Source organism: Oceanobacillus sp. FSL K6-0127 (genome assembly GCF_037983385.1).
Classification (GTDB): Bacteria; Bacillota; Bacilli; order Bacillales; family Amphibacillaceae; genus Oceanobacillus; species Oceanobacillus profundus.
The window spans coordinates 4,131,655-4,144,553 of record NZ_CP150287.1; the positions used below are offsets into that span (position 1 = coordinate 4,131,655).

At 37.4% G+C, this 12,899-nt stretch carries 10 protein-coding genes; all 10 read right to left on the reverse strand.

Going from position 1 to position 12,899, the window contains the following annotated elements; all coding sequences use genetic code 11:
- Positions 1–50: 50 nt before the first annotated feature.
- Positions 51–1,007, reverse strand: coding sequence for a mannose-6-phosphate isomerase, class I (gene manA / locus MHH64_RS20185; RefSeq protein ID WP_340002334.1), 957 nt, complete (start codon positions 1,005–1,007; stop codon positions 51–53).
- Between the two features lie 103 nt (positions 1,008–1,110).
- On the reverse strand, positions 1,111–3,072 hold the full coding sequence (locus MHH64_RS20190; protein WP_340002335.1) for a PTS fructose transporter subunit IIABC: 1,962 nt from the start codon (positions 3,070–3,072) through the stop codon (positions 1,111–1,113).
- 153 nt (positions 3,073–3,225) lie between these two features.
- Positions 3,226–5,142: a BglG family transcription antiterminator gene (locus tag MHH64_RS20195; RefSeq protein ID WP_340002336.1), complete on the reverse strand. Its 1,917-nt coding sequence runs from the start codon at positions 5,140–5,142 to the stop codon at positions 3,226–3,228.
- A 290-nt stretch (positions 5,143–5,432) separates the two neighbouring features.
- A complete protein-coding gene (locus tag MHH64_RS20200; RefSeq protein ID WP_340002337.1) occupies positions 5,433–6,191 on the reverse strand; it encodes an SDR family NAD(P)-dependent oxidoreductase in 759 nt (252 codons plus the stop codon).
- A gap of 98 nt (positions 6,192–6,289) precedes the next feature.
- Positions 6,290–7,558 carry a TRAP transporter large permease gene (locus tag MHH64_RS20205; RefSeq protein WP_340002338.1) on the reverse strand — a complete coding sequence of 423 codons (1,269 nt, stop codon included), beginning with the start codon at positions 7,556–7,558 and terminating at the stop codon, positions 6,290–6,292.
- Positions 7,555–8,079 carry a TRAP transporter small permease gene (locus MHH64_RS20210; RefSeq protein WP_340002339.1) on the reverse strand — a complete coding sequence of 175 codons (525 nt, stop codon included), beginning with the start codon at positions 8,077–8,079 and terminating at the stop codon, positions 7,555–7,557. The genes MHH64_RS20205 and MHH64_RS20210 overlap by 4 nt, the downstream gene beginning before the upstream one ends.
- Positions 8,080–8,104: 25 nt before the next feature.
- A complete protein-coding gene (locus tag MHH64_RS20215; protein ID WP_340002340.1) occupies positions 8,105–9,100 on the reverse strand; it encodes a TRAP transporter substrate-binding protein in 996 nt (331 codons plus the stop codon).
- A gap of 305 nt (positions 9,101–9,405) precedes the next feature.
- Positions 9,406–10,353, reverse strand: a complete 948-nt coding sequence (locus MHH64_RS20220) for a transketolase C-terminal domain-containing protein (protein ID WP_340002341.1) — start codon at positions 10,351–10,353, stop codon at positions 9,406–9,408.
- Complete coding sequence (locus MHH64_RS20225) at positions 10,350–11,186, reverse strand: transketolase (RefSeq protein WP_340002342.1); 837 nt, start codon at positions 11,184–11,186, stop codon at positions 10,350–10,352. The genes MHH64_RS20220 and MHH64_RS20225 overlap by 4 nt, the downstream gene beginning before the upstream one ends.
- A 399-nt stretch (positions 11,187–11,585) precedes the next feature.
- Entirely contained in the window at positions 11,586–12,605 is a 1,020-nt protein-coding gene (locus tag MHH64_RS20230) for an alcohol dehydrogenase catalytic domain-containing protein (RefSeq protein ID WP_340002343.1), read from the reverse strand.
- Positions 12,606–12,899 lie beyond the last annotated feature (294 nt).

The window sequence follows — 12,899 nt, forward strand, 5'->3', positions numbered from 1 at the left end:
TGCAACAGCTTTTATAGTGTAAAAAATCAAATTTAACAGGACTTGCCCCTCTAGGAATGCGAAACAACCAGCTCTGCTTCCCCAGAAAGCTCATACGCTCCAACACGATGAGGAATGACAAAGTGACTCCCCTTCCCTATTTCAAAATCTTGACCATTCACTGTTAGCTTTGCTTTACCCGCAATTACACTAACCTGTAAAAAGTCCTTGTCCATCGTAAGTGAAGCATTACCATTTAACTCCCAGTGATACACAGAAAAATACTTCTCTTCCACTAATTTCTTAACTGTTAAATCATCTACGGCATTTTCGGTTTGTTCCACCTCTGCATCTTGATGTGGAACTGTTGTTACCTGCTTTGCACGTTCCAAATGCAACTCACGTTTATTTCCTGCTGCATCTGTCCGATCATAGTCATAGACTCGGTACGTAATGTCTGAACTCTGCTGTATTTCCAAGATTACGATTCCCTTACCAATTGCATGAATCGTACCACTTGGCACATATACAAAGTCTCCAGCTTGTACACTGACACGTCGTAACAACTGATCCCATTCGCCACGATCAATCATATCTTCAAGTTCTTCTCGTGTCGTTGCATGATGTCCCAACACAAGCTCTGCACCCTCTTCTGCACTTAAAACATACCAGCACTCTGTCTTTCCATATGGTACATCTTCTACCTCTTGTGCAAATTGATCATTCGGGTGTACTTGTACAGATAAGTCATCAGCTGCATCTAAAACTTTTACCAATAAAGGATAAGCGCCATCATTGTCTTTACCCTTATTAAATAGTTCACCATGTTCCAGCCAAGCATCTGCTAACGTCTTTCCCTTTAATGGACCATTCTCTATAACGCTTGGCCCATTCGGATGAGCAGAAACAACCCATGCCTCGCCAGTGTGTTCATAAGGAATCTCATAATTAAATTGTGTATTTAACTTTTGTCCACCCCAGATTCTTTCTTGAAATACAGGTTGTAGAAAAATAGGTTCGTTATACATAGCGTCCTCCATTAATCGTAATTTTTCTTTTATGTACAGTGTCATTCTAACATAAGAGGAACAGAAGAAAACACAAGGTTCTCTTCTGTCATTTTAGTTCCAATTAGCTTATCGTATCTAATAACTCATAAGCTTCTTCTGAACTGTGCACATTCAATAGTTGCTCTCTAAATGCATCATCCATCAATTTACGTGATAACATTTGTAAAATCTTTAAATGAGCGTCCCCTGCACTTTCCTCTGGTACTGCAATCATAAAAATTAACTTCGCTTCTGTTCCGTCTAAACTCTTCCAGTCAACACCGTCTCGCTTAATCCCAAATGCTACCGCAGGGCGTTTTACTGTATTAGACTTACCATGCGGGATAGCAATATTCATACCAAGTCCTGTTGTGCTTTGACTTTCGCGATTTAAAATTGCTTGTCTAAAAGCTTCCTTCGAATTTAAAATTCCGGATGCATCAAACTTTTCAATTAGCTCATCAATCACATCATCACGAGTTTCACCAGCTAAATCCGTTTCAATTAAATCAACATTCGTAATAGAAGTTAGCTTATTGATTTCTTCCATTTCAACTTCTTCTTCAACTTCTTCAGGAGCAGACGCTTGTTGTACTTCCTCATTTGTGTCAGGGAGCGTACCACCGCCAGCAACTGCAACAGCTGGCTCACCAACCACGTCTTTCTTCAAGAAGTTAACCATAAACGCCGTAACAATAACCCCAACAATTGCTGCAATAAAGAACATCACCACATTATTTACGGCACCTAGCACAGCTACAATTGGACCACCATGTGCAACTCTGCCACCTACACTGCCAATCATCGCAATAACGGATCCGGCCATTGAACCTACAACAATACTTGGGATTACACGAAGCGGATCTTGTGCTGCGAATGGTATTGCACCCTCTGTAATACCAAAAAGTCCCATCGTAAACGAGGCTTTTCCAGCTTCTCTTTCATTATCCAGATATTTTTTCTTATTCAGCATCGTTGCCAGTCCCATTCCGATTGGAGGAATACAGATAGCAACAGCAATTGGTCCCATAATTTCATAGTTACCTTCAGCTATCATGGCAGAGCCAAATAGGAAAGCAACTTTATTGAATGGTCCTCCCATATCTACTGCAATCATTGCACCGAGAATAAGTGCCAGCAAAATCGAGCTTGCACCTTGCATCCCAGCAAGCCATACAGTTAACGCTTCAAAAACCTGTGCAACTGGTGCGCCAATAACAAAGATAAATAATAGTCCAACGATAACCGATGCAATAATCGGGATAAATATGATCGGCATGACAGGTAGAACAGCTTTTGGTACTTTAATTTTCTTAATAGCAAGTGCGACATAACCAGCTAGAAAACCAGCAATAATCCCACCGATAAAACCTGCCCCGGCTTCACTTCCATAAAAACTTCCGTTAGCAGCAATATAACCACCAATCATACCCGGAACAAGCCCTGGTCGATCAGCAATACTTACAGCAATGAACCCTGCTAATATTGGAACCATAAACATAAATGCCGTACCACCAAGGGATTCAATTTGTTTCCAGATCGAATCTTCCGGTATCACGATTCCACCTGGAGTTTGCTCTCCGCCAAGCGTTAATGCAATTGCAATCAATAAACCACCAACAACAATAAATGGAACCATATAGGAAACACCATTCATTAAATGTTTATAAATAGGATTTTCTTTTTTCTTACGTTCGTTTTTAATATTTGCTGCATCCCTTAATTCAGGACGATATATAGCAACATCACCACTTTGAATTCGTTCAATCAATTCCTTTGGTTTACGAATTCCGTCCTGTACACCTGTCACAATCAATTTCTTCCCTACAAAACGTTCCTTTGATACCTCTTTATCAGCAGCAATAATAATTGCATCCGCTTCTTCGATATCTTGTTCTGTTAATGGATTCTCTACACCAATTGATCCTTGTGTCTCCACTTTTATATCAATACCCATTTCTTCGCCTGCTTTTTGTAAATTTTCAGCAGCCATGTACGTATGGGCAATTCCAACTGGACAAGCTGTCACAGCTAATACTTTCATTGTGTATCCTCCTCTTTAAGAAGTAATCGCTTTCTAAACTTATTATAACCCTGCCATGTACATGAATAAGTTTTTATTTTTACCAGAACTAGTGGTAATAAATGATTAATTAGATTTCACTATACAAAAAAGAAAGTAGGCATAATAACCTACTCACTTCTCTAAAACGTCTATAAATGCATGCATGTCCTGCGCATCTGCTAATTCCTTTCCTAGCAATGGATCTTCACTGATTCCTGCAATTTGTCCAATAACTTCCCTCGTTATTTTATGATCGACATTTGCTATAGCAAGCATGAAGACAACAGATACAAATTCATTTCCCCATTCAATCGGATTCTCCAAAATAGCTACTGCAATCGCTGATTTATGAATCAGATTTGGATCAGCATGAGGGATAGCAATACCTCCGCCAATTGAGGTTGCTGATTTTCTTTCTCGAAGTAACGCATTATGCGTAAAGTTTTCCTTTACATATCCTTTTTGAATCAGTGCATTTCCAAGTAGCTCAACTACCTCATAACGATGTTCCTTGTCCACTCCAAGGAACAACAAATCTTTAGAAATTAATCTTTGAAGTGAAGAGCCTCCACTTTTTACAACCTTATGATCCAGCTCATCTATAAACTGACTAAGCTTTTCCTTATCTTTTGTCTCCAAGAGAGGAGATATAATGATATAGGGCACCTCCACTTTTTCTAGTGGAACCGTAGATATAATAAAGTCTACTTGTTCTTTCTTTAAAACTTTATCTACCTCTGCTTTACTTACACAAGCGGCAATTTCTATCCCCTTATAATTTTGGGTAATCTTAGCTTCAAGTAAATGAGACATACCTACTCCCATATGGCAAACTATTAAGGTCCTCCTACGTTTACTTTTTGAACCTTCCATTCTTTCTATAGAAGCCTGAAAATGTAAAACGAGATATGCAGCCTCATCCTCTTTAATATCAAGGTTATGCGACTGTTTTACCTCTCCTAATGTTAGAATAACCATGCTAAACATGTAGGGATACATCTTTTTAATTTCAGATAACATTGGGTTTGTAATGGGAAAACCATATCGGATGCGATTAATCACTGAATGCATATGCACAACTAAACCGCTTTCTAATACTGCATCTTTTTCAAATGGAAACAATGTTAATTTGCTTAGCTTCCTAGTAAGGCTAGATACTACCTCCAGCAAAAAGTCATCGGAACTTAATTTATCTGTCCCGCTGCTTTCTGTCACCTTACTGCTTATAAGATGCCATGTAAAATAAACACGTTCATCCTCAGGGAAAGAAATCCGAAATATCGCTTCCAATTGTTCAAAAAAAGAGGCAGCATAACGATATTCTTCCTGACCAAAAACATGAACTTTTTCTTCCTTAGGAACAAGAACAGGCGATTTTTGTCTCGTACGCTTCAGCATGATGAGAGCATGTACAAGGAGACTCTCCATTGCTTCATCTGTAAAAGATAATTGATAGTTCAGCCGCAGATCACGCAACGCTTTCTTAACTGTCGCAATCTCATGAGGCAAAAATAAATCAAGGACGTAATTTCGATCGGCTGTTGAAACTAGTAGCGGCAGCCGCGATAACGCTTGGCGTTTCTGCAATTCTGTTCCCTTAATCATATGCCCAAGACCTGGTTTAGAAATCAATTTTAAATCAAAAGATGCTAACCAAAGCTCTATGTTTTCCAATTCTTTCTTTATAACAGTCTTTGCCGCATAATATTTATCTACAAAGGCTTGGATAGTAATTGGATAATTACTCGTGAGTAATTGAAAAGCAATTTCAATAATTCGTTCTCCCTTGTCTTGGAAAGGAGACGTTGATAAAAGCAAATGCAATACTTCAAGGCGTTCCGCTTCATCCATTTCGAGCGTAATGCCAACACCTGGTTTTCGCTTGATATTACCTCTTGAAATCTTCGGTAAATATAAATCAATTTGGTTTAAATCATTTCGCACTGTCTTTTCCGAACAATCCAGGCGCAAAGCAAGTTCTTGGATAAGCAGCGGGACTTGATATTCAGTTAAAAGTATTTTTAGTAGTTCTTTTTGTCGCTCATTCATCGTTTATCTACTCCTATGTATGAGTTTAGCTAATAGGTGATGGAGAAGCAATGAATATCTATCGGAAGATTAAAGTTAGTAACCTGTTTGATAAATTTTCAATTCAAATATGTGATGAATGGAAGATACTTTCATATGATGGCCTGTCCAATTATCATTATTAATAAAAAAGATATAACTCCAACACATTGTTGGATATTATATCTTTTTACTAATTAGTTTTTGTTTAAGGTTGAAACTATTTTCTAATCTAGAAAAGTTTACTCTATAAATTACCAAGCCCTTGTATATTAATCCATATGTGAACCACCATTAATATCAATATCTTCCCCAGTGATATAAGACGCTTCATCTGATACTAGGAATGCAATGGTTGATGCAATCTCATCAGTTTCACCAGGACGCCCAACAGGAATACCGTCAATTACTTTTCTTGCGTCTTCTTCAGGAAGTGACTTCCAAATTTCTGTATTCACAAGACCTGGTGCCACACAGTTAACCGTAATCCCATCTGTCGCTACTTCACGCGCAAGGTTTTTGGAGAATCCCAATACTGCAGCTTTTGATGCAGAATAGTGTGCTCCTCCAAACACCCCCCCACCTCTTTTGGCAGATACAGATGACAGACTTACAATTCTACCAAATTTCTGTTCTTTCATTGGCTTTAATACTGCTTGTGTACATAGGAATAAACCAAACACGTTTACATTAAACACTTTCGTCATATCTTCTATCGTCATATCCTCCACAGTGACTTTCTGAGAAATTCCTGCATTATTTATAAGAATATCAATTCTTCCAAACTCTGCTAGAACTTTCTCGATCATTGCGTCGACCGATTCTTTACTCGTTACATTCAATTCCATTCCAAGTGCCTTACTTCCTGTTTCCTCTACCGCTTTTACCGTATTTTCAATGCCCTCTACATTTAAATCGGCTACAACAATGGACGCCCCTTGCTTTGCTAGTGTTAAAGCAATATTTCTTCCGATCCCTTTTGGTGATCCACTTCCAGTAACGATAGCTACTTTATTATCTAATTTAAACATGATTTATTCCCCCTAGTTGTTTTTGTTTCAAATACGATCTTTACTAACAAATCTCCCTTTTTGCTTTATCTATATTCTTTTTTCAGATACAAATATTCCTATAAGAAAAGCAATGTTATTTTTGGAATAGCAGCAATTACAATAAGCCCCACTAAAAGAACAAAGAAGAATGGAATGGATGCTCGAGCCAATACCGGTATACTTAATCCGGATATTCCAGAACCAACAAACAAGTTTACCCCTAATGGCGGTGTGATAAATCCAATTGCTAGTGTAGTAATCATTACAATCCCAAAGTGAATTGGGTCCATTCCAATTTCCATAGCAACTGGGAATAGAATTGGTGTAAATATGATTACAGCTGCTGACGTATCAATAAACAACCCAATTATTAACAACATTACAATAATAAGTAATAAAATAATGAAGTTATTTTGGGAAATGGATAAAAATAAGTCCGCAAATGCCTGAGGTATTCTTTCCATCGACAAGATATTTCCAAATGCATTTGCAGTTCCAATAATAATCATAATTGCTACAGAGCTGAGTGCAGAGTTCTTTAAGATATCGTGAAGGTCATTAAGCTTTATTTCCTTATGTAAGAAAACACTGACAAATAAAGCGTACACTACTGCAACTACAGCAGCCTCCGTTGGTGTAAAGATTCCACCATAAATCCCGCCCAGAATAATAATTGGTACGAGTAAGGACCATTTCGATTTATTGATTGCTTGGAACAATTTCTTAAAAGTAAACTTCTCGTTTGTCCCTTTGTAGCCCATTTTTTTCGAATAGAAATATGCCCAAACTATCAAGAATAGTCCAATCAGAACTCCAGGAAGAATACCACCAATGAATAAATCACCGATCGACTCATTAGAAGATATTCCATATAAAACCATTGGTATACTTGGAGGCAAAATAATACCTAACGACCCAGCAGCTGCAATGAGTGCTGTTGAGAACTTTTTATCGTACCCTTCTGCAACCATCGCTGGAATCATAATTCCTCCAACTGCAGCAACTGTTGCAGGGCCTGAACCGGAAATGGCAGCAAAAAACATGGATGTAATAACTGCAGCCATTGCAAATCCGCCTGTGAATCTTCCAACAAATACATTCGCTAAGTCAAATAGCCTTGTTGAAATACCACCTTTACCCATTATTTCCCCAGCAAGGATAAAGAAAGGTATAGCCATTAAAGGAAAGCTATCTGTAGAAGTAACTAATCCTTGTGACAGGAAAGTAATCGATATATTAGGAGAGTAAATAGCTGTAATAAGACCAGCCATTCCTAACGCAATCCCAATCGGTACTGTCAATGCAGTAAATAGGAAGAATGTTCCAAATAACATAAAGATTGTCATGCTATTTCCTCCTGACCGTCAGTTAGCTGCTTTGAATTAGAATTTTTGTGTTTTAACTCCTTTAATTGTTTTACCTCAATTACCATATTTTGTATTAGCCGGATAGAGGTTAAGGTCATTCCGACTACTGGAGCAACATATACCCAGGTTAAAGGTATTTGCAATGCAGCTGATTCCCTAGTAACTCTCAGAACAATATCCAAGCCAAAGTAAGTCATAACAATCGCAAATATTAAGAATGAGAAATTAGCGATCAGCGCAACTATTAGGTTTCCTTTTTCTTTAAATAACATTGTTATTGCATCAACACCTAAATGCCTTTTCTTCTTTACCGCATAGCTTACTCCTATATAAATCAACCATATAAACATGTATCTGGCCATTTCTTCAGACCAAGTCAACGAGTTACCAAATACATATCTCATAACGACTTGAAGAAAAATAATAACAACCGTAAACGCACTTAGAAATACAAGGATGTATTCTTCAAAATGCTCGTCTAACCACCTTACTACCTTCATAACTTCCCCCCCTGTTTAACTCAGATTATTCAGCTGCCTTAACCACTTGATCAACGAATTCTTCTCCAAATTTCTTTTTGAAATTTTCATAAACCGCTTCTACATTTTCTTCAAATAATTTCGTATCCGGATAAATTACTGTCATACCAGATTCTTCTAATTCCTCAATTATTTGTTCTTCCTTACTTGTCACTAAATCTCTATGAAACTGTGCTGTCTCTAAAGCACTTTCTTCAACAATTTTTTGTTCCTCTGGTGTTAGTGACTGCCAGAATTCTTCACTGATAGCAACAGGCATTGGAATGTATTGATGTCCTGTCATAATTAAGTAATCCTGAACCTCATTAAATTTACTTGCATATGTGTTGGCAACCGGGTTTTCCTGCGCATCAACAGTTCCTTGTTGAAGACCCATATATAATTCTCCAAAAGCCATCGGGGTCGGGTTAGCACCTAGAGCTGAAAAAGTGCTTAACGATATTGGAAACTCAGGAGTTCTGATTTTAAGTCCTTTTAAATCTTCCAGATTTTCAATAGGTTTATTTGCAGTGACATGTCGGAAACCGTTTTCAAAAAAGGTAAGTATTCTAAGATTATCTTTCAAAAAGGGCTTTGATAGTTCTTTCCCAATTTCTCCATCCAAAACTTCCCAGGCCTTTTCATAGGAATCAAATAGATATGGGAGTTCGAATACTCCTATTCTTTGATCATATTGACTAAATGCACTCGCTGTGACCATTTGTAAATCATTTAATGTTACACTTTCCAGCTTCTCAGCCTCTGACCCTAGTTGATCACTCGGAAAGATAATTACTTCCATCTGCCCATTGGATTTTTCCTCCACTAATTCCTTAAAATGCAGCACAGCTACATGTCTTTCATTCGTTTCTGCCGCATCATGGCCAAATCGGATGGTTGTTACATCTTCAGATAGCACATTGCCTGTTGTAAAGAAAACCACTACTAATCCTATGGTCAATGCAACAATCACTGAAACTACTATATTTCGAAGCTTGTTCAATTTTTCCCCTCCTATACCCCTAATACGTCAATGGCAACTTGAAAAATTTAAATGAATGTAGTCTGAAGCGGTTTACTGCTACATACATGCTATACATTCATTTTTTTGCAAATAAATAATCATACCTTACCAGGAGCTACAAGATTCATTTTACCTTCATACACTTTTCACTAAGACAACTATTATTCTTACTAGTTGTCTTAGTGAATTTCTGCCCGCTTTTGTCTCCATTACAGCCAAACCAAGCCTTTTTATCTCTAATTTTAACTCATCGTACATTTTCTTTCTTATTCATAACTGATTAACTACAGTATCTCTTCAGCCATATTGACAATATTTTCAACGGTTATTCCATTTAGCTCCAATAGTTTCTCATATGGCGCAGACTCCCCAAAACGGTCTTGAACACCAATTCTTCTTACTATTCCTTCTCCTTGCTCAGCTACTATTTCACTAACCGCACTGCCTAAACCATTAATAATGTTGTGGTCTTCCACGGTTACAATTTTACCAATTTCCACACATTCTAATACTGCTTCCCTATCAATCGGTTTAATCGTATGCATGTCTAATAATCGAACCGAAACACCTTTACTTTCCAGGATCTCTGCTGCTTGCAATGCTAAATGGACCGTATCACCATTTGCAATTAAGGCAACATCCTTCCCACTCTTTAATTGTTTCGCTTTTCCAATTTCGAATTCCTCGTTTTCATTATAGATAACAGGAACCGTATCTCTCGTAAAACGAAGGTAGACTGGACCATATATTTCAGCTGCCTGTTTTACAAGTTTTCTTGTGGAGTGATAATCCGCGCTCATAATCACCGTCATATTTGGAAATGTACGCAGCACACCCATATCCTCAATCGCTTGGTGACTTCCGCCATCATTGGCAGGTGTGAGTCCACCATGGGAACAAGCAATTTTAACATTTAGGTTCGGATAACAGATTTCTTGACGAATCTGCTCTGCCATTCTTAACGAACCAAATACTGCGTAAGTGCTTACAAAAGGAATCTTACCTGTCGTTGCAAGCCCAGCTGCTAATCCAGCAGCATTTTGTTCAGCAATCCCAACGTTAATATGCTGCTTTGGAAACTCGTTCATAAATTTTGTCGTTTTACATGAACTGCCGATATCAGCGTCTACCACGAGAATATTTTTATTGTTACGCCCTAATTCTGCAATTTCATCACCGAAGGCTTGTCGTGTTGCTATTTGTTCTGTGGTTTTCAAATCTAATACAGTCATACTTGTAACCCCCTTGCTATTTCTTCCATTGCTAGATTGTACTGTTCTTCATTTGGTGCTTTTCCATGCCAGCCAACGACATTTTCCATATAAGAAACACCTTTTCCTTTTACCGTGTTGCAAACAATACATTTCGGCTTTCCATTTTTCGCTTCTCTTACTTCATCCAACGTTTCTATGATTTCCTCCATCGAATGACCGTCAATTCGCTTTGTTTCAAATCCAAATGCTTGAAATTTCTTTTCCAGATCGTGGTTTGGCATAACCTCTTCTGTCGTTCCGTCGATTTGCAAACCATTATCATCCACAAACACTACTAAATTATCTAATTCATATTTCACCGCTGATTGGGCTGCTTCCCAAATCTGTCCCTCTTGACATTCACCGTCACCAACAACTGCAAAAACGCGATAGGCTTTTTCATCCAGTTTTCCGCCTAAAGCCATTCCAACTGCACAAGAAAGACCTTGTCCAAGCGAACCCGTTGAGATATCTATACCTGGACATTTTTTTGAATCCGGGTGTCCTTGAAATGGGGAACCATATTCTCTTAAAGTGTTAATCGTTTCATAGGGTACAAACCCTCGATGTGCTAAAGCAGCATATTGAATTGGTGCTACGTGACCTTTTGAAAGAACAAAACGGTCCCGATCTGCCCAGTTTGGATCTTCAGGATTAACATTCATTTCTTTAAAATATAAAGCGGTTACGAAATCCGCCGCCGAAAGCGAACCACCTGGATGACCAGATTGTGCTTTATATACCATCGTTACTGCTGTTTTTCTTAACTCTGTTGCTTTCATTTTTAATTCTTCAAGTGTTATACTTTCCAATGTTATCACCTCTGTATGTTTTATAAAATTCAACTGATTATCGTGATTCGTATAAATAAAACGATTCTCCATCATAATTAATAGTAAGCGCAATCAATCAATAATTACGCAAGGTAAATCCATTAACTAGTTAAACGAATTATATATTGTAAGCGGAGTCATGTCAATACCTCTTTTATAATTATTCGACGAATTCCGACTCTGCTAATAAAGCTAAAAACAAATAAAAAGATCTTCAAAGTGTTATATCATTTAGACCCTGTCTAAATACTAATCATTGTTATATAAATCGAGCATATGAAATGTTTTAAGGTTTTACATAAACGTTTTAAAAGAAAGAGCTGGTCGCTAAAGCGATTAGCCATCAGACTCTTTATTTTTTCAAGGCAAAACTTCTAGTCAGGAAAAGTCAATCAGCACTTTAATTGCATTATCTTTTTTAGTAGCTGCAACTTCCATAGCTTCGTTTATTTCATCTAACTTAAAGGTGTGTTTAGTTAAAACTTCTAATGGATATTTTTGTTGTGAAATGATGTTGATCGCTTCTTGAAAGTCCTCTTTTATGTACATGGAAGACCCTAGAATTTGAATTTCAGACATAAATACTTTATTTAAATCTACTTCTGTTTTGCCTTCAAAAATGGCAATGGAAATAATCTTCCCCTTTTTCGAAATGATTTCAAAAGCATCATCTACAATCGATTCAAAACCTACTGTCAAGAAGACCTTATCCACACTCCCCAGATGTTCTTTTACATAATCAGTTATAGAACATTCCGTAATATCTACTGTATCTGACACACCTAATGCCTTACCCGCCTCTAGATTATGTTTTAGTGTATCTGTAATAACGATACGTTCTGCTCCAGCATGGTGAACCGCTACTGCTGTCAATAAGCCTATCGGACCTGATCCAAGAATAGCCACTTTATCTCCTTTTTCTATCCCAGCAATCTTAACAGCATGAATCCCAACCGCCAGAGGCTCTGCAAGAACACCAATTTTGTATGGAATATCCTGTGAAAGCCTGTATATTGTCGAAGCAGGTACAGCTATATATTCCGCAAATGCCCCCTCCCACTTGGGTGTTCCTAAAATAGTTTTATTATTACATAGATGGTAGTCACCTTTTTTGCAATATTGACATTCAAAACAACCATATTGAGGCTCAACGCTTACCATATCTCCCTCATTAAGCCCATTAACATTAGAACCCAGCTTGTACACAACACCAACTACTTCATGACCTAAAATACTTGGTGGTTCTCTAAATGGATGCGTGCCATTATATGCATGTATTTCTGATCCACATATTCCTGTTTGAAGTACTTTTAGCAACACTTCCTCCGAGCCAACTGAGGGCACTTCTTTATCAATAAGACTAATATTTTTAATCTCGTCAAATAACGCAGCTTTCATATTCGACACTTCCTTTAAAGTTATTTTTTACATCATTCAACCTAAACGATTAATCTTAAAAATGATAATTGAGGTATCTACACCAGCCAGGCAAATATCTCTTTTTGTTTCGAGCTCAAGCTTATAGCAAAATTTTAAGTTAATCGTTTTACTAATTCTAGTATGAAAACGGTTTTATGTCAAAGAGATAATTAAAATTTAATTTATGGGTTTATCGTATCTATTAAATTTTAATCAAAACAATCATTTATCTAAGCAAATTATGGTATGGTATGGCTATAATCAACTTGTCGT